At 22.3% G+C, this 18,336-nt stretch carries 19 protein-coding genes; 14 read left to right on the plus strand and 5 right to left on the minus strand.

Features of this window, described 5'->3' with window-relative positions:
• Positions 1–537 precede the first annotated feature (537 nt).
• Positions 538–666 (plus strand): type II toxin-antitoxin system VapC family toxin, encoded by a 129-nt coding sequence (locus tag MJ2HA_RS03865; protein WP_375140652.1) that lies wholly within the window; start codon positions 538–540, stop codon positions 664–666.
• A 52-nt stretch (positions 667–718) separates the two neighbouring features.
• On the opposite strand, the gene MJ2HA_RS01755 is transcribed toward MJ2HA_RS03865, so the two are convergent.
• Positions 719–1,168, minus strand: a complete 450-nt coding sequence (locus MJ2HA_RS01755; protein ID WP_258393545.1) for a hypothetical protein — start codon at positions 1,166–1,168, stop codon at positions 719–721.
• A gap of 739 nt (positions 1,169–1,907) precedes the next feature.
• Here MJ2HA_RS01755 and MJ2HA_RS01760 point away from each other — a divergent pair.
• The 5 genes from MJ2HA_RS01760 (at position 1,908) to MJ2HA_RS01780 (ending at position 6,964) form a co-directional block, all read left to right on the plus strand.
• Positions 1,908–3,221, plus strand: coding sequence for an ATP-binding protein (locus MJ2HA_RS01760; protein WP_258393546.1), 1,314 nt, complete (start codon positions 1,908–1,910; stop codon positions 3,219–3,221).
• Positions 3,222–3,443: 222 nt separating this feature from the next.
• The gene (locus MJ2HA_RS01765; RefSeq protein WP_258393547.1) at positions 3,444–4,619 is read left to right on the plus strand and encodes an ATP-binding protein; all 1,176 of its coding nucleotides are present in this window, start codon (positions 3,444–3,446) and stop codon (positions 4,617–4,619) included.
• 345 nt (positions 4,620–4,964) lie between these two features.
• The gene (locus tag MJ2HA_RS01770) at positions 4,965–5,984 is read left to right on the plus strand and encodes an NUDIX hydrolase (RefSeq protein WP_258393548.1); all 1,020 of its coding nucleotides are present in this window, start codon (positions 4,965–4,967) and stop codon (positions 5,982–5,984) included.
• A 125-nt stretch (positions 5,985–6,109) separates the two neighbouring features.
• Complete coding sequence (locus MJ2HA_RS01775; RefSeq protein ID WP_258393549.1) at positions 6,110–6,535, plus strand: hypothetical protein; 426 nt, start codon at positions 6,110–6,112, stop codon at positions 6,533–6,535.
• A 24-nt stretch (positions 6,536–6,559) separates the two neighbouring features.
• The gene (locus MJ2HA_RS01780) at positions 6,560–6,964 is read left to right on the plus strand and encodes a hypothetical protein (protein WP_258393550.1); all 405 of its coding nucleotides are present in this window, start codon (positions 6,560–6,562) and stop codon (positions 6,962–6,964) included.
• Positions 6,965–7,077: 113 nt separating this feature from the next.
• Here MJ2HA_RS01780 and MJ2HA_RS01785 read toward each other — a convergent pair whose 3' ends face one another.
• Together MJ2HA_RS01785 and MJ2HA_RS01790 are read right to left on the minus strand one after the other, a co-directional pair.
• A complete protein-coding gene (locus tag MJ2HA_RS01785; protein ID WP_258393551.1) occupies positions 7,078–9,390 on the minus strand; it encodes a thermopsin family protease in 2,313 nt (770 codons plus the stop codon).
• Between the two features lie 35 nt (positions 9,391–9,425).
• The gene (locus MJ2HA_RS01790; protein ID WP_258393552.1) at positions 9,426–9,746 is read right to left on the minus strand and encodes a DUF2250 domain-containing protein; all 321 of its coding nucleotides are present in this window, start codon (positions 9,744–9,746) and stop codon (positions 9,426–9,428) included.
• Positions 9,747–9,831: 85 nt separating this feature from the next.
• Here MJ2HA_RS01790 and MJ2HA_RS01795 point away from each other — a divergent pair, with 85 nt between their 5' ends.
• The 4 genes from MJ2HA_RS01795 (at position 9,832) to MJ2HA_RS01810 (ending at position 13,542) form a co-directional block, all read left to right on the plus strand.
• On the plus strand, positions 9,832–10,890 hold the full coding sequence (locus MJ2HA_RS01795) for a hypothetical protein (RefSeq protein ID WP_258393553.1): 1,059 nt from the start codon (positions 9,832–9,834) through the stop codon (positions 10,888–10,890).
• 128 nt (positions 10,891–11,018) lie between these two features.
• The gene (locus tag MJ2HA_RS01800) at positions 11,019–11,639 is read left to right on the plus strand and encodes a hypothetical protein (protein ID WP_258393554.1); all 621 of its coding nucleotides are present in this window, start codon (positions 11,019–11,021) and stop codon (positions 11,637–11,639) included.
• A 77-nt stretch (positions 11,640–11,716) separates the two neighbouring features.
• A complete protein-coding gene (locus MJ2HA_RS01805) occupies positions 11,717–13,006 on the plus strand; it encodes a tRNA (N(6)-L-threonylcarbamoyladenosine(37)-C(2))-methylthiotransferase (protein WP_258393555.1) in 1,290 nt (429 codons plus the stop codon).
• A complete protein-coding gene (locus MJ2HA_RS01810; RefSeq protein ID WP_258393556.1) occupies positions 13,006–13,542 on the plus strand; it encodes a hypothetical protein in 537 nt (178 codons plus the stop codon). Before MJ2HA_RS01805 ends, MJ2HA_RS01810 begins: the two co-directional genes overlap by 1 nt.
• Here the strand turns inward: MJ2HA_RS01810 and MJ2HA_RS01815 are convergent.
• Positions 13,537–15,177: a 2-oxoacid:acceptor oxidoreductase subunit alpha gene (locus MJ2HA_RS01815; RefSeq protein ID WP_258393557.1), complete on the minus strand. Its 1,641-nt coding sequence runs from the start codon at positions 15,175–15,177 to the stop codon at positions 13,537–13,539. The two genes, MJ2HA_RS01810 and MJ2HA_RS01815, sit on opposite strands and share 6 nt — an antisense overlap.
• 113 nt (positions 15,178–15,290) lie before the next feature.
• On the opposite strand from MJ2HA_RS01815, the gene MJ2HA_RS01820 reads away from it, so the two are divergent.
• Positions 15,291–15,737, plus strand: coding sequence for a vitamin K epoxide reductase family protein (locus MJ2HA_RS01820; protein WP_258393558.1), 447 nt, complete (start codon positions 15,291–15,293; stop codon positions 15,735–15,737).
• Here the strand turns inward: MJ2HA_RS01820 and MJ2HA_RS01825 are convergent.
• Positions 15,696–16,235, minus strand: coding sequence for a class I SAM-dependent methyltransferase (locus tag MJ2HA_RS01825; RefSeq protein WP_258393559.1), 540 nt, complete (start codon positions 16,233–16,235; stop codon positions 15,696–15,698). The two genes, MJ2HA_RS01820 and MJ2HA_RS01825, sit on opposite strands and share 42 nt — an antisense overlap.
• Positions 16,236–16,309: 74 nt before the next feature.
• On the opposite strand from MJ2HA_RS01825, the gene MJ2HA_RS01830 reads away from it, so the two are divergent.
• From MJ2HA_RS01830 to MJ2HA_RS01840, 3 genes are all read left to right on the plus strand, one after another.
• Positions 16,310–17,536: an NAD(P)/FAD-dependent oxidoreductase gene (locus MJ2HA_RS01830; RefSeq protein ID WP_258393560.1), complete on the plus strand. Its 1,227-nt coding sequence runs from the start codon at positions 16,310–16,312 to the stop codon at positions 17,534–17,536.
• 1 nt (position 17,537) lies between these two features.
• Positions 17,538–17,888, plus strand: a complete 351-nt coding sequence (locus MJ2HA_RS01835; RefSeq protein WP_258393561.1) for a DUF1641 domain-containing protein — start codon at positions 17,538–17,540, stop codon at positions 17,886–17,888.
• Between the two features lie 76 nt (positions 17,889–17,964).
• Positions 17,965–18,333: a hypothetical protein gene (locus tag MJ2HA_RS01840; RefSeq protein WP_258393562.1), complete on the plus strand. Its 369-nt coding sequence runs from the start codon at positions 17,965–17,967 to the stop codon at positions 18,331–18,333.
• Positions 18,334–18,336: the final 3 nt, after the last annotated feature.

Raw genomic sequence — 18,336 nt, forward strand, 5'->3', positions numbered from 1 at the left:
ACGAATATATTAACTATTCGTTTCCTTGAGGAAACTAATATATTTCTATAAAATTTATAAAATGAAAAAATTATAGTTTTCCATGTAAGAAATAATAACATTAGATTCCGAAGATAGATTATATATACCAAAAAATATAAGGGAAAAGTTAAAAACAAAAAAATTCATACTAAAGGTTGAAGATAATAAGATAATATTAATCCCTTATAATAATGATGAAATGGAAAAATTATATGGAATATTAAAAGATATTGAAATAAAAAGTGAAGATATAGATAAAAAAATAGAAGAAAAAACAAAAGAAATATTAAAGAATGATGGTTTATATTGATGTAAATATATTGTTTTATTTTTTTTACTGTAGATGAAAAATTTGGAAATAGTACAAAAGAATTAATAAAATAATATACTGATAATTTATATACTTTCGTATTAACAGTTTGGCTATTATATCTTTTAACAAAAGATAAAAATATTTTTGATTATTTAAAAAAATTAAAAATAAATATATTACCATTAAATGAAGAGATATCGAAAATTGCAAAAGATATAAAAGAATTAGATTTTGAAGATGCAATACATTATGCTACGATGAAATATTATAATATAGATAAAATAATATCAAATGATAAAGATTTTGATAAATTATGTAAAAGAATATTTTAATTTCCTTAATTTTAATATTTTATTATCTTAATACATAAATAAAATTTTTTATTTAGTTTTTAATAATTTCTAAGATTTTCTCTTTATTAGCTTTAGTAATAATTATATCAAATTTTTCTCTAAATCTTTCTCTAATAGAATATAATGCATCATCCTCTGTTATAAAAATTACTCTATCTCCATAAATTTCCTTATATTTTAAAGCTATAAGTAAATGCATAGCATCTTCTAGATGTATTCCATAATATAAAAAATCATTTAATCGCTTAAAATCAAGATTTTCTATTGAAATATCCTCTAATATTTCGATATTCAAAGGTTCTATTATATTTTTTCTAATAATATTATATATTTCAAATATGTTCTTATTTAATATATCTTTTATTTCATCTTCATTTGATCCTAATTTTCCGTAATATGATCCAATATATTTAAATTTTTTCCTAATTGTATTAAATGATACTTTCTTATTTATTATTAAAATTTCTGCTATGTTATCCATTAATATTTTGTTTACAACTTCATAATAAGTTATCTTAGATATTATATATCTTACTTTTATATTTTTATTTTTTTGTATATTTTTTCTTATTTCTTTAAAAAATCGTATTTTTCCTTTATTTCTATTATCACTATTTATAATATCCTCATAAATATTTAATATTTCATTAGTATCTAAATAAAAAGTTATTATATTATGTATTCTTTATTTTCCATTTCTTTTGTTTCCTTTACGTTTTTTTGGATTTAAGGAAATTACATATGGATATTCTTTTAAAAAACATCTATTAATTTTCTAGCATATTCACCGAATTCCGTAGGATCTATTAATACTTTCTCCTTTTTTCCTTTTTTCATATATAATATGTTAAAGTCATTTTTTATAAATTTTGCAAATTTTATAAATTCTGCATATTACCTATAGCCATTCTTTACCAACTTTATTATATCATTTATATCTGATACTTCAATATTTTCTGGATAATATTCTAAGTTATTTTTATCAGATGAAATTAATATTTTTCTACAATTAAATTTATTAAATTTATTTTCTATTTTTTTATCTTAGATTTATCAATATAATCTTTCTATTTTTCTTCTCCCTATATTAATATCCACAAAAAGATTTTTACTTTATCTTGAGTGTTACTTAAAAATTTCTCTATAATAAGGAAATTTTATAGAAATTTTAGTACATTCATGACAAAGATTTAATAAAAAGTTTGTCATATATATACATAATGAATGAGAATAAGATATTGGAATTATTATCATCATGGAACTTTTGGGGATCTGGTATAAATATAGGTATAGAAAGGAATATATCAAATAAAATAGTAGAATATATTGAAGGTATAAATAAGATTATTGTACTATATGGAATAAGAAGATCTGGAAAATCATATATATTAAGGCAAATAGCAAAAAAATTAAGTGATAAGTATGGAAAAAATAATATATTATATGTAAACTTTGAAGAATCTGGATTTGTTGAAAAATTAAATTTAGAATTTTTAAATAAAATTTATTATATTTATAAGGATTATGTAAAACCTAATATAAAACCAGTAATAATTTTGGATGAAGTACAAGAAATAGAAGGATGGGAGAGATTTGTAAGATCTTTGAATGAAAAAAATGAAGCAATAATTATATTATCTGGAAGTAGCGCAAAATTGTTATCTAAGGAAATATCTACAATATTATCTGGAAGGACTATTAATTTTGAAATATTTTCATTAAGCTTTCAAGAATTTTTAGTATTTAAAAACTTTAATAACTTATTAAATCTAAATAAGTTGAAAGAATTATTAAGAGAATATATAAATTTTGGAGGATTCCCCGAAGTTGTATTGGAAAATAATAAAGAAAAGAGGAGTGAAATTCTAATCAATTATTATAATACTATTGTTATAAAGGATGTTGCTTTAAGATATAAATTAAAAAATATTGAAAACTTAAATTTTCTTTCAAAATTTATTATTTCCAATGTTGGTAATTATATAACTTATAATTCTTTGGAGAAAAAATATGGTATACCAGTAAAAACTGCTCAAAGGTATTTAGAATATTTAAATGATGTTAGACTTTATTTATATTTAAATAATTTTTCATTTAAATTAAAAGAAATAAATAAATCTCCTAAAAAAATATATACAATTGATACAGGTTTTTATACATCATTAGGATATAAAGTATTACCAGATAATATTGGAAAACTAATGGAGAATATTGTTGCAATTGAATTATTTAGAAGAAAAAGTTATTATAATAAAAATCTAGAGATATATTATTTCAAAGATTATCAACAACATGAAATAGACTTTTTAATTAAAGAAGGAAATAATATAAAACAATTAATACAAGTATCATATATTAATAATTATGATGAAATAGATAAAAGAGAAATAAGATCATTATTAAAAGGATATAATTTATTTAAGGAATACAATCCTGAATTATTAATAATTACTTGGGATTATGAAGATACAAAAGTTATAGATAATGTAAATATTAAGTTTGTACCTTTATATAAATGGTTATTGAGTGTATAAGTATATACGTTATCGATTAAATCAAATATTGAATAAATGTTGATAATAATTCAATGATGTCTTTATATTTAACTCTTTTATATTTCTATTTTTCAAACAATTTAGTAGTATTATTCCATAACTGATTTAAATGGAATTTTTTAAAATAGAGCCTACCCATTTATAAATCTTGAGAACTTCAAGTTCTCATAATTTATAAATACTTGAGAAAAATATTTTCTCATGGATATTAAAATTTTAAGGGATATTAACCCATGGTGGGATAATGATAATTGGAAAGATCATGATTATCATTTAAATATACTAAAAAGATCAAGATATATTTATATACCAAAATGGATAGATAATATTTCTTTAGAACCATTTAGTTTAAATTTTGTTATAGGACCAAGGCAAATTGGTAAAACAACAGGTTTAAAATTATTAATAAAAAAATTAATAGAAAATAATAAAATAAATAATGAAAAAATAGTATATATTGATTGTGAAATATTTCCAAATTTTAAGTATTTAGAAAAATATTTGTTATATTTTTTAGAAAAGGATAAAGAAAGAATATTTATTTTAGATGAAGTTTCTTCTTTAAATTATTGGTGGAAACCAATTAAATTGTTAATTGATTCTGGAAAATTAAATGATAGTATTGTAATTACTACTGGCTCAAGTTCATTAAAAGTAAAAAAAGATATAGAATTATTTCCAGGAAGAATTGGTAAAGGAAAGATCATAGAAGTATTACCATTAAATTTTAAGGAATATATAAAATTACATGGAATAAAAGATTATAAAAAAGATTATGACAAAATAAATGAATTATTTAATAAATATTTAGATACTGGAGGATTCTTAAGTATATTAAATAATTTGCCTTCTATAGAAATATTAAAGGGATTTATAAATGAATTTATAAGATTTAATAAAAGCGAGGAAATAATAAGAGAAATATTTTCATCCTTAATACCAAAATTACCTTCTTCTTTAAGCTATAGAACCATTGCAAAAGATACATCAGGTTATTCATATAAAATAGTGCAAAATTATATAGAATTCTTAAAAGATCTATATATAATAGATATTGCACCTTTAGTAGAAGGAAAGAAGATATTATATAGAAAAGAAAGAAAAATATTTTTTAGGGATCCTTTATTATTAAGATTATTCTCTGAATGGAGTAATGTAAAATATTTAGAAAGTGCATTATATGAAAATATTGTACAAGAGCATTTATATAGAAAGTATGGGGAGATTTATTATTATAAAAATTCTTATGAAGTAGATTGTATATCTAATAATTTAAAAGTTGAAGTAAAGGAAGGTAAAAGTCATAGAAATTATCCAAAAGATGTTATCATTTTGGATAAAGAAAATATACCAGTATTTTTAATAAATTTATTTTAATTCTTAATAGTAATCTATAGCTATAAAGTATTATATCAATTTTCAATTTATTTTTTAATTAAAAAATTGTAGTTATTATCGAAGGTACAAGTATATTTAATTTTCATGTAAAATTATATCCTTTAATTGCTTGCGATAGTAAAAAATTATTAATTGATAATCCAAAAATATATATTGATAAATATTAAGGATATTTAACAACAATAATGGGTTTTGAGAAAGATATTAAAGAATTATAAGAAATTTCTGAAAAATAAAAAATAATAATAAATAAATTTTATAAATAAAAAGAAAAATTAAAGATATATAATAAAATTTTAATTTTTGATTAATATTATATACGGTATGAAGAGCTTGGAAGGTGGCGGAGCAGTTGGTATAATACTAAAAGAAGATAAGATTCTTCTAGATCTGAGAAAAAGAAGCAATGGAGCAAACTTATGGGAGATAGCTGGTGGTGGTATAGAGAAAGATGAAACTCCTGAAGAAGCAGTAATTAGGGAATTAAAAGAAGAATTAGATATAAATGTAAATAAAATTAGATATTTAGGTGCAAAGAATCATGCAGTCCATTGGGGTAATTTAGAAATAGAACATTATTTCCTGATTGAAGAATACAATGGTAACCCAATCCCTAAATCAAAGGATGAATTAATAGAAGTTAGGTGGTTTAGAATTAATGATTTACCATTTATAATAAATCTCGGTTGGAGGGTATTTGATGCAATGTTTTTTCTTTCTAAAATTAATAGAAATTACAAAAGAATTTATAATATCTTATCTAATAATGACCCCAGGCCATTAATAAGTTACCCTTACTTTTCTTATTCTGGCACCATCTATAATCTTTCAGATATTAATATAGAAGATCATATTAAAGGAACAATAGAAGGCTGTAAAGGTCCAGTTTTATGTATATATCCTAGATATGATAAAATTATTTCTAACTTATTAGATAAATTTGGAACTATCGATGTATTAGAACTTAATCCAGATTATATATTTTTTCTTAAAAATAGATATGGGAATAAAATTGAGTTTATAGATGGTCTAGCAGAGAAATTTAAATCCAATAAGAAATATGGTCTAATTTTAGCTATTAATATTTTAGAATATATAAAAGACATATATTCATTTCTAAGTAATGTTAGAAGTTCAATTGAAAAAGAAGGATATTTTATCCTAACGATTAATAGTTTTAATTTAAATTTTAGAAAACTATTCAATAATAAAAAAATAGAGATAGATTTTCTAATAATGGCTCTAGAGAATTTAGGTTTTAAAAATAAGATAATTCCTATAAAATTGGGGAAGAAGCACTATATTTATCTAGTAATAGCAAGATTAGAAGATAATATGACTTAAAAATTCTATTTTAAAGTAGATAATCAATTTAAAAAGATTTAACTTATAGATATCTTAATAATTATATGTTTATCAAAACTTATCAATTTTTTATATATTGTTAAAATTATGGAAAATTTATTTATTTGATTAATTTTTATTTTTCTATTTATTATATCATAGCTACAAGGATTGTAACAATATCTAGTAAAATAAATTTTAATAATTCAACAAATAATTTAAATATAAATAATGGTATTTATTTACCTGCTTTTTGTAAAGATATAAATCAATTTTCAGAAATATGTTTGGTAGAATATATAAGGGGAGTTGATATTATAGTAATTAGACTACAAACAGGATCTAAATATTTAAATTTAACTTTAGAATCTCTTTTATATGAACCTGTTAGATCCACAGCTATAGGGCTTCTTATTGCCGATACTAATTTAGAAAAAAGAGAAAGGATATATACTACATCCTTGAAATTTATAAAATTAGAATATCCAATTATATATGAGTTTTATAAATTAAATAATAATAAAAAATCTAGTTCTATAATATCAAATTAACTATTTGGAATATTATTAGCATCTATGGTATATGATGTTTCTTTCATAGCTTTTGGGCATTTAGTTGATGATCATGTTGGATCTGGAATTGCTTATATTATATCAAAAAATAATTTATCAAAAGAAAAATATATAAAATATATAATAAATACTGGTAATTTTAATATTTCAAGAGACGAGTATTCAAATATTAAGTCTTTAGTAAAAGGTTATGGGGATATTGTAAATATATTAGTTAATTCTATGTATAATACTACATTAAAAGGATTAATAGATATAATTTACGATATAGAAGAAAAAACTAAGAAAAGATATATAGACAAACCTATAAAAAAAGTATTATACGAGTCAACAAGTTTAGCTCCAATTTTATTATTATATTCTATGTTATTAAATGATGAAAATAATAATAAATATCCAAATAATTAATAAGCCTTGGAGGAGATTTGAACCCTGGTAAAGATGGTCTACAGCCTCCTGGATTACCTGGGTACTATAGCATATAATATTTTACTATCTTAACTTTTATATTAGATCCATATTTATCTTTTAAACCAATAGAATATTAATATACCGGCAACAAATATTATAAAGAATATGAAATAGTATGTATTGTTATTTATTTCTATATCTTGATTAAATTGAATAGTTATATTTTGAGAGCCATTAACAAAAACACTTTCTCCATCTTCATAATAAATTGTATTTGTAAACAATCTTAGATATTTATATTCTGTAGGATCTATCTTAAATGAATCTCCATAATTTAAATAAAATGATGTATTTCCTACTGTAGTTGTTGTTCCATTAGAAAATGTAATATTTATAAGAAAGGGTGTATTTATATTTATTAAATCTTGTATACTACAATAATTTGATAGATTTAGATTTTCTGGATTGTTTATATTTATATCTATATTGTTATTTTGGCAATAATATCTTTCATTATTTGATATCTGATTAATGTTATTAAAATAAATATTTATTGTAGATCCATTGTTAAACCATAGAGATGCGTTTTCATCATAATAATTATTATTTATATAATATGAGAAAGGTGAATAAATATTTATTAAATATTGGAAATTACAATAATCTAGTAGATATATACTAGTTGGAGAATCTATATAAAATTGTAAAGTATTATTTTGACAGTAGTATCTTTCATTATTAGATATTTGATTTATATTATTTAGGTAAATGTTTAAAATAGTACCATTGTTTTCCCATATAGATATATTCCTACTATAGTAATTTCCATCTAAGTAAAATTGAAATGGAGAATAAATATTAACTAAATCCTGTAAAATATAGTTAGGTATTATATAATAATTTTGATTCATAGTAAATGACAAATAATTACTATTATAATTTTGACCATTTGCATTTATACCATCTAAGAACATTCTATAATAAGGGGATATATAATAACTATTTGGGAAATCTAAATTAACAGTTTGTCCGTAGGGGTAATAATTCACATATGAACTACCATTATTTGGATAATATATAAATAATTCATAATAATTTCCCGGAGTTAATTGTCCTATATCTTGGCTACCGGTACTTAATTCTACAGATCCATAATTTAATGAATTTACATTTACATTAGAAACTGATTCTGCGGTAGATATACCATAATTAAAAAAATTTTCTACTGGAGATAAATATTCTTGTCCATTATAATCATATAGAAAGTATAAAGACAAATAAGCGTTTATATTATTTATATATGTACAATAACTATTATATGGACCACTAACAACCAATTCAGCATCTGTTGAGGCCCCTTCGGGTGTTTGATATGGCTCTACAACAATACTATAATTTATAGAAGGTACATATATGGTTACATTATCATACCAAATTATATTTTGTCCATCAAAACTATAACCAAATTGTATTTCTGGATAAGAATTGTTTTGGGTAATGTTTATGATTAAAAATGCATTTAATGGGTACGATAAATTATAACCATATGTACTATAAACATAATAAGATCCATTATTTAAATTACTAAAATATACTGCACCAGAACCATAGATACTATTATTATTTAATAAACTTGGAGAAGAGGTTCCATTCCATACATTATCTTCAAAATAATAATATCCTCCTGTATTGTTTATTTGTAGTACATTTTGCAACCAATAATATTGAAGACCATTATATGTATTATCTACTAACATAACATTGAGTTGTATAGATTCTGAATCATCATTACTAGCATACGGTCCGATATCACATTCTTGATCTACAGAACCTGAAATATTATTTATATATATTTGACCAATAAATTCGTTAGTTGTATATGTATAACCTTCAAGATTATTAGAATTAATACCTAAATCTGCAATTCCAATTGGTCTATAAGGATTTATGGGATTTTGTGTAAGAGAATATAAAAATTGAACAAAAGAATTACTATATCCATTATTATCTATTACAATATAATAATTTCCTTGATTGAGATATAATTGAGTATCTAGATTATTTGTATCATAATAGTATATATAACTAAAATTATAACCATACTCAAAATCATAATAATTGGAATCTGTCATTACATAAAATTGTATTGGATTATTTGAAATTAGATTTAGATCCAAATATTCTGGAGAATTAATTGATATATTATAATATTCATAGTAATTCGATAATAATTCAAAAATATTGTTATAAGAACTACCATATGGATTTTCCAAAGAAAAAATTGTTGTATTTTGTGGTAAATTGTATTGTTGGAAATAATTACTCGGAGCATTTTGTATATTATATCCAAATAATTGTTGAGGAAATATTTTATATAAAAAAATTAGCATTATTATCACACTAACCGTTCTTAAATATTTCATTAAACTTTTCTTATAAAAAATTTTATAAATATTCCCTATTTACTATCTCTTAAATATCTATAAACTAATTTTCCTAAATTAGTCAATCTATAATATGTATGATGCATTCTAACCTGAAATTGTTTCTTTAATCTAGCTGTAGTTCTTTTCACAGTCTTTAGATGAACTTCTTCAACAATTTTTAAATCTAGTAATTCTAGAATTATTTTTTGTATTTTATCTATATCTATTTTTGTATATTTATTTATATTTTTTATATAGTCAACATTAGCAATTTTTAAATGTTCCATAATTTTTAAATAATCAGGATCTGTAGATAATAATTTAGCTAATAATTTTATTTCCTCGTCCTTCATTTTTTATCTATTTATGAAAATAAATTTTAATATTTTATTACTACTAAAAAGTAATGTTTTTTAATTTTTGTATAAATATCTATTAATGAGTAAAGATTTTACATTAGATGATTTCTATAACCTACCATTGGAAGATCGGCTGAATATAATATTAAAATCTATAGACAATGTACTTATGACATTGTCATTTATATTATATGATCCTAATATCAAAGATAAAATAGTTTATGAACAGATAAGGGAGAAATTAGATAAATATTATACTGGAAAATTAGCTAGACTTAAACCCTCTACTAATAATCCATACAGAGAATATTTTAAAAGATTTGAAAATATGCATCTATTAGAAAAAGAACATAAAGAATATTATATAACTACTTTCGGAACTAATATTAAAGAATTTCTTAAATATTCTATAAAAAAATATGTAGAGCTAGATATAGATTCTAGATCTATTTTTAAAGATAGAAAATATTTAGATGGGTTTATAAAGGCTACTGAAAAATTTTATATTTTAAAATATATAGGAGAAAATCCACAAGTAGATAGATATCAAATTATGAAAGAATTTAAATTAAATGAGGATTCTGTATATCAGGTAATTGAATGGTTAAAATATACTGGCCTAATAAATAAATCAAATTATAAAATTGCAATCTTAAAAATAGATCATCAAGCAATAGAAAATATGAGTAATATACTTGAATGTAGGGATAAATTTAAAGAATATTTACATAATAAAGATCTTGCTAGATCTATAAATTTTTATTTATCTAAAAGAAAGTCTATAAAGTCATTCTTAGAAGATTTAGACAGATATGATATGATTAGATTAAAGGAATTATGGGAAAAGATGAAAGAACACAAGATTAAGATGAGTTATTATAAAGATATAAAATTATTATTAGAGGTTTCGAATATAATAAAATTAGAATGTTTTAAAGGACCTCTTTATATTAAGACGACAGAGAAATTTAAAAGATTATATGAGAACATAATAATACCAATAGATCGGTTAATAAACAATAAAGATGAATTATACAAATATTATAATTTTAGTTTATCTGATGAAGATATAAAAAAAGCAATTAAGTTATATTATAGTAAATCTATTAGAAAGATGAAGCAAAAAAGTATATACTAATTATTAATCCTTAATCTGTAATATAGAAGAAAGATTATTAAACTATTTTGTCAGGTAATATATAAAGATGAAAATCGATATTTATATATTATAATAAAAAATAATAATATTTTTTGTTATATAGAATTATGAATCCTAAAAATGATCCAGATAAAAAAAATTTTTATACATATAATATAATAGAAAAAGCTTATATAAGAAAAGCCAGGGCAATAGATCTCTTTTTATTTTATGAGTATATAGAAAAGATATTAAATGAATTTCCAAAGATAAATAATGAATATATCAATATAATTAGATCATTTTTAGAAAATATATATTATTTAATATCAAATCCAGAGGAAAATATAAAATATTTAAAGTATGTAGTGCATTTAGAGTTAGAAGCCGAGAGGTTAGAAAAAGAAGGACTCAAGAGGTTAAATTATTTTATTGATTTTTCTTCAGTAGATGATAATATTATAAAGCTATTAAATGGGGTAAGAATAGATATAAGAATACTAGAACTATTGTTTTGGAATGCTGTTAAAAATAATATGATAAAGGATAATCCAAATTATTTAGTAATAGCGCATTTTTTAAATATGGCATCAAAGTATATATTTTATTATATCGTAAATAATTATTATGAAAAATTAAAACCATTAGAAAGAATTAATACTGATATAAATCTGAACAAAGAAGAAGAAGATAAGTATAAAAAATATTTAGAAGCTTATAAAGATAAGAGTTTAAAAGATTATTTATAATAGCGAATATATAAATTTATTTATAGATTATGAGGGGAGGTCAATTTTTATAAAAAATTTTTAATACATTAAAAATTATGAGATTTAGTTTAATAAATTTAGGTTGTACAATGAATAAAGCTGAAGGAGAGATTATGAAAAATATATTAATTAAGGAGGGTTATGAGTATACAGAAAATCCAGATAGTGCAGAAGTTTTATTATTAAATACATGTACAGTAAAAAGTCCTACAGAAAATCATGTTTTAAGACTAATAAATAAATATAAAGATAAAAAATTATTATTAGCAGGTTGTTTAGTCCAACATCAACCAGAATTATTTAAAGAATATCCATTAATTGGTTTAGATCATATAGAAGAAGTAGATAAAGTGTTACAAGATTACTTAAATAATAAAATAGACCAATTATTGGATAGAAAAAATAATAAAAAAATATTAATATCAACTGATAATTATCCTATAAGAACAATAATTTTACAAGAAGGATGTTTATGGAATTGTTTATACTGTGCAACAAAATTAGCTAGAGGAAATGCAAGATCATATCCTCCAGAATATATTTATAATGAATTAAGAGAGGCAAAATTAAAAGGACTAAAAATAATATATTTTACAGGTACAGATCTAGCAACATATGGTCATGATTTAAATATTGATTTAGCAGATTTATTATTAAATATAGATATTAAGGGTAACTTTTTTATAAGAGTAGGTATGGCAAATCCAGGAATCTTAAATAAGTTCTTTGATAAATTATTAAAAGCATATGAGAATGAAAGTATATTCAAATTTTTTCATTTACCGGTCCAATCAGGATCTGATAGAGTATTAAGGACTATGGGTAGAGGATATAATATAAAACAATATCATGAATTAATAAATAAAATAAGAAAGAAATTCTATGAAGCTACTATATCTACGGATATAATTGTAGGATATCCTACAGAAACTGAAGAAGATTTTAATAAGACATTAGAACTTGTAGAAGATGTAAAATTTGATATAATAAATATATCTAAATTTTGGCCTAGAAATAAAACATTAGCAGGTAAATTATATAAAACATTACCAGGTAATATAGTAAAAGATAGATCTAAAAAATTAAAAGAATTATTCAATAAAGTTGCATATGAAAGAAATAAAATATGGTTAAATTGGGAAGGTTACTGTATTATTGAATCTAAAGGTAAAAATGATACATGGATAGGTAGAAATTATGCATATAAACAGATATTAATAAAATCTAATAAAAATTTATTAGGAAAAATAGTAAAAGTTAAGATAAATAATATAACATCAATAGATCTAAGAGGAGAATTAATAGATATAAAGGAAGAAAATTTATTAGAGAAAACATTATACTAATGAAAGCTGTTTTGTTTGGTAATATAGCTTCTGGAAAAACAACTACATGTTCTAGATTAGAAGATATGATATTTAAATGTAATGAAGTAGAATTAGATGATTTAAGTATATTAGAAAAAGAAAAGGATATATTAAAAAGAGAAAAAATATTTTATTACGAATTTGAGAAAAAAGAAAAGGATTTAAGATATATAAATTCTAGTACAAAATTAATAATAATACCATTTTTAGAACATTTCGGATATTATAAAGAAGCAAGAGAAATAGAAAGTAAAATAAATTATGAGGATTATATTATTATATATTTAAAAACAGATCCAATGATTTGTTATTATTTTTATAATAAAAGAGATAGAATTGATAAAAATTTTTGGAAAAAAGAAGATTTTTATAATTTACATAAATATATTGATAGATTTTTCGAAAGAAATAAAGATAAATTTAATAATTATATTATTATTGAGAATATAGATCTAGAATCAAGAGTAAAAATCATAAAAACATATTTAGAAAATATATTACTTAAAAAATCATAAATTTTTTATATTATTTACTATTTCTTGTGCTGTAAAAGGATCTCCAGTATGTTTTAATATTTTATCTTCAATATCTATCCCTATTTCTTGTTTTACTAATTTTGCTAATTGTCCAGTTAAGTTATGTTCTATATCTACAATTTTATTTGCTTCTTCTAGCATATATTTTATTTCTTTTGGAAATGGAGATAGATAAGAAATTTGTAGGAATTTCCATCCTTTCAAATATTTTAAAGATTCTAAAATTGGCATCTTATTAGAACCCCAAGATATTATTATTTTATTTCCAGACCCATATATTCTATATGGTTCTAATTCATTTACTTCTTTCTCTATGATTTTCATTTTATTTAATCTTTTTTCACTCATTGCTTGCCCAATGTCTGGCTCTTCAGTTTCTATACCAAATTCATCATGTTCGTATGATACTGCTTTAACAATAGAATCAAAACCTGGTATTGCTCTTAATTGATATCCTTCTTTTGTTATTTTATAATTTTTATATTCCTTTGGTGGGTCTAAATCTATATATCTACTTACTTCTATATTTGGGGAATATATTTCTTTAAAATTAGTTTTAGATTCACCCATAAATAGATCAAATAATATCATAGCTGGTACATTATACTTGTATGCTAGATGAAATGCTTCTATAGTCCTTTCAAATGCTTCTGCAGCATCACCAGGTGATATTACAATTCTTGGAAATTCTCCATGTCCTATATTTAATGCTTCTAATAAATCTGATTGGTCTGTATGCGTAGCCATACCTGTAGATGGTCCATATCTTTGTCCCCATGCAATTACAATGGGTATTTCTGACATACCAGATAAACTTATAGCTTCGGACATCAAATCAATTCCTCCACCTGATGAACCTATCATTACTTTTGCTCCTCCATATGAGGCACCAAGTCCTATATTAATTACCCCTATTTCATTATCTGGTTGATAAGTAACATAATTATATTTATCTTTCAATGATGCAAGAATAGATAATATAGTTGATGCCGGTGTCATTGGATATGCTATATATAAATCCAGTCCTGCAGCAATTGCACCTAAGGCTATGGCTTCAGATCCAGATAAATAAAATTGTTTTTCATAATTATTTTTATCTACTTTTATAGAATTATTATTAAAATCATTATATATATAATCTATTATTTTTAATTCTTCAGGATCTTTGATTTTCTCTTTATAAATTTCTTCTACTATTGATTTATCAATATTTAAATATCTTAAAAAATATGTTAATATTATTGTATTTTCATATTTTCTATTTATATTATATTTTTTAATATAATAATATGTATCTACATCTATTTTTTTATTATATATTATAGATTTATTCCCGAATATACTACCAGTTTCTTTTAATTTATCTTTATGTATGTTTATAGTATTCTGATCAAAGGCAATTATATAATCAAAATCATTATTATCATATGTGTATATTTTTTCTTTTGATATTGTTACAATATTATAATTATGTCCTCCTCTGATTAAACTCATATACCATCTATAATTAAATACATTATAACCCATTTTAATAAATATTTTTGATATTATATCTGCAGTAAATTCTATTCCCTGTCCAGCCTGTCCTCCGATTAAAATATTTATATCTGCCATAGATAAATATGATCTACTGTTATTTAAATCTCTTTTTAACTTAAATATTGTGGTAAATTTTATTAAAAGGTATATGTATATTAAATATAAGATTTATTATATCATATTTTTATATGAAATTGAATAAAAATATTATGTATTATATATTCTCAATAATAGGATTAATAATTTCTATATTTGATTATTATCAATATTATATAATAAATTATCAGATAATACCCCTATGTACTACTAGCAAGATATCTAGCAGTTTACAAATAAATTGTAATGCAGTACTAAGAAGTCAATATTCTAGAATATTCTCAATACCATTGGATATATTTGCAATGATATACTTTTTATTAGATATACTTATATATAGATTTTTTAATAATAAGAGAAGAATAATATTCTTTTGGAGATTATTAGGATTTTTATTTGTTCCCTATCTAATATATACAGAGATATTTTTAATACATTCTATATGTATCTATTGTACTATAATGCAGCTAATGATAATACTCAACTTTATTTATTTATTATATGACAGGTTTTCTATAAAACAACCAAGATCCGATTAAGTTATTATATTTATGTTTTGGATTGTCGAATAATGAATACAGTTTTTTATATGATATGTTTCTTGGATCATTTTTAATAAAATTATTTTTTATGGATACATATGCTATACCCCCAGGTCTTAATACTCTCTTGATATCCATGACTAATTCTTCATGTAATGTAGTACAGCATAATACATCTTTAGAAAATAAAAAATCTATGCTATTATCTTCAATAACTGATAAATCTCTAGATACAAAAGTTTTTACATTTTTTATGTTATATTTTTTTATTTTATAATTTAATATATCTACCTGTTTAGGGTCTGAATCTATTGCATATACAGTACCATCTTTTGCTAATTTAGAAAAAATTAGTGTATAATTACCAGGACCAGACCCATGATCTAAAACATTCATATTAGATTTAACTAATTTAAATATTGATTTTGGATTGTCAATATATTTTATTATAAAATTATCCAACAATATTGGATTTATTCTTCTATCTTCTATCATAGTTAATAATTTTTTATAATAATAATTAAAAATTTATCAAAAATCTTATATATATTAAAAAATTCTATAAATCTATGGTAAAAGTTTTAGTATTAGGCGCGAGATTTGGTGGATTAAGTGCAGCATATACCTTAAGAAGAATAACAGATAAAAATGTAGAAATAAAAGTAATTAATAAAAGTAAATATACATATTTTAGACCGGCATTCCCACATTTAGCAGTTGGATACCTAGAAAAAAAAGATATTGAAATAAATTTAGAACAAGAATTACCAAAAAAAGATATAGAATTTCAAGAGGGAGAAGTTACAAAGATTGATGCAAAGAAAAAGTTAGTATATTATACTACTAATGGTAAAGAAGTAAAAGAAGATTATGACTATCTTATAATAGCATTAGGAGCGCATTTGAGTTTTGAAGAAATTAAAGGATTTGAAGAAAACGGATTTAGTGTATGCGAACCTGAATATGCGCTAAAATTAAGAGAAAGATTAAAGAATTGGGATGGTGGTACAATTGCTATAGGATCTGGTAAATTCCATCAGGGATCGAATCCAAAACCAGAAGCACCAGAGACTTGGACTCCACGAGCAGATTCTGCATGTGAAGGTCCTGTATTTGAGTTATCAATAATGTTAAGAGGATATTTTGCGAAGAAAGGCGTATTAGATAAGACTAAATTTATAGTATTTTCTCCAGGAGAATACTTATCAGATCTATCAAATGAAAATAGATCAACTGTAAATGGTTTATATAAGTCTTTAGGTATAGAATTAATAAATGGATTTGTGGTTAAAGAAATAGATAAAGATAAAGTTATATCTGAAGATGGAAAAGAGATAAAAGCAGATTTGACCATAATATTACCACCATATTCAGCAAATCCTGTGTTGAAAAATTCTACAAAAGATTTAGTAGATGATGCAGGTTTCGTAATTACTAATAAATATATGCAATCTATAAACTATCCCGAGGTCTATGCAGTAGGAGATTCTAATGCAATTACTGTTCCAAAATTAGGATACTTGGCGGTTATGAGTGCAAGAGTTGCAGCAACTCATTTAGCAAGAACTTTAGGATATAATGTAGAACAAGAAGAATATAATCCAATGGTTGTATGTGTTGCAGATAATCCATATGAAAATATGGCAATAGAGGTTAATGATAATTCCTGGTATGGTGGAAATATTAAAAAAGCGACTCCATCAAAAATAGCGCATCTAAAGAAAGAAATGTTTACAAAGTATTATATATGGTCAAAAGGAGATATGGCCTTAGAAAAATTCTTAGCTTCATGGTAAAATGGTCGAGTTATCTGATGAAGAATTAAAATCTCTAAAAAAGTTTATAGAACTATTGAATATAGCAGAAAATAAATATGGATTAATATCTTTATTAGAAGGAATATTAGAAGATGAAAAAGCAGTAGGAAAATTATTATCACATATAACTTCTGATGAAGCATTGTCAATAATATCAGAGAAAGAAAATATGTTAAAAATTATAGCAAGTATTGGTGATGGATTAGAAGAACAAAATAAAGTAAAGATAAATGGATTAATGAGTATATGGAAAGCAACACATGATAAGGATATACAAAAAGGATTATCTTTAGTATTTACTATTTTGAAAAAGCTAGGATCAAAGTTTTAAATTTTTTACTTGTTTTTAATATTCATTGATAGGTAATTAAAGAAAAATATTTAAAGTTAATTTTAATATATTTTTTATGGAAAATAAAGAGATAATTGGTTGGATTGGTATGTTACTAGCAACTTTTTGGGCAGGAGAACATCTACCAGTAGCGATAGCATTAACATCAAAATTAGGTCCAATAGTAGGAGCATTTGTAGGAATGTTTGCAGCACTATCGATAATATCAGCATTAATATTCCTATTAAATTGGAAAAAATATTATATGCCAAATTTAGTATTTTGGATATTGATGTTTATATTGTTATTAGCAGGATACGTAGGTTATTTAGCAGGAGGAAATATATCAGCATTATTCGCAAATCAATTAGCAGAATATGCATTAGTAATAGATATATTAAATATAATATTGGCTTTTGCTATATGGAAAGTAGATGCAGAATAAATT

It is taken from the genome of Nanobdella aerobiophila (genome assembly GCF_023169545.1).
In the GTDB taxonomy this organism is placed as follows: domain Archaea; phylum Nanobdellota; class Nanobdellia; order Nanobdellales; family Nanobdellaceae; genus Nanobdella; species Nanobdella aerobiophila.

Bases quoted from the DNA above. Each gene is read 5' to 3' on its own strand.
- MJ2HA_RS01755 (WP_258393545.1), bottom strand. From the start codon at position 1,168: ATGGATAACATAGCAGAAATTTTAATAATAAATAAGAAAGTATCATTT.
- MJ2HA_RS01760 (WP_258393546.1), top strand. From the start codon at position 1,908: ATGAATGAGAATAAGATATTGGAATTATTATCATCATGGAACTTTTGG.
- MJ2HA_RS01765 (WP_258393547.1), top strand. From the start codon at position 3,444: ATGGATATTAAAATTTTAAGGGATATTAACCCATGGTGGGATAATGAT.
- MJ2HA_RS01770 (WP_258393548.1), top strand. From the start codon at position 4,965: ATGAAGAGCTTGGAAGGTGGCGGAGCAGTTGGTATAATACTAAAAGAA.
- MJ2HA_RS01780 (WP_258393550.1), top strand. From the start codon at position 6,560: ATGGTATATGATGTTTCTTTCATAGCTTTTGGGCATTTAGTTGATGAT.
- MJ2HA_RS01785 (WP_258393551.1), bottom strand. From the start codon at position 9,390: ATGAAATATTTAAGAACGGTTAGTGTGATAATAATGCTAATTTTTTTA.
- MJ2HA_RS01790 (WP_258393552.1), bottom strand. From the start codon at position 9,746: ATGAAGGACGAGGAAATAAAATTATTAGCTAAATTATTATCTACAGAT.
- MJ2HA_RS01795 (WP_258393553.1), top strand. From the start codon at position 9,832: ATGAGTAAAGATTTTACATTAGATGATTTCTATAACCTACCATTGGAA.
- MJ2HA_RS01800 (WP_258393554.1), top strand. From the start codon at position 11,019: ATGAATCCTAAAAATGATCCAGATAAAAAAAATTTTTATACATATAAT.
- MJ2HA_RS01805 (WP_258393555.1), top strand. From the start codon at position 11,717: ATGAGATTTAGTTTAATAAATTTAGGTTGTACAATGAATAAAGCTGAA.
- MJ2HA_RS01810 (WP_258393556.1), top strand. From the start codon at position 13,006: ATGAAAGCTGTTTTGTTTGGTAATATAGCTTCTGGAAAAACAACTACA.
- MJ2HA_RS01815 (WP_258393557.1), bottom strand. From the start codon at position 15,177: ATGGCAGATATAAATATTTTAATCGGAGGACAGGCTGGACAGGGAATA.
- MJ2HA_RS01820 (WP_258393558.1), top strand. From the start codon at position 15,291: ATGAAATTGAATAAAAATATTATGTATTATATATTCTCAATAATAGGA.
- MJ2HA_RS01825 (WP_258393559.1), bottom strand. From the start codon at position 16,235: ATGATAGAAGATAGAAGAATAAATCCAATATTGTTGGATAATTTTATA.
- MJ2HA_RS01830 (WP_258393560.1), top strand. From the start codon at position 16,310: ATGGTAAAAGTTTTAGTATTAGGCGCGAGATTTGGTGGATTAAGTGCA.
- MJ2HA_RS01835 (WP_258393561.1), top strand. From the start codon at position 17,538: ATGGTCGAGTTATCTGATGAAGAATTAAAATCTCTAAAAAAGTTTATA.
- MJ2HA_RS01840 (WP_258393562.1), top strand. From the start codon at position 17,965: ATGGAAAATAAAGAGATAATTGGTTGGATTGGTATGTTACTAGCAACT.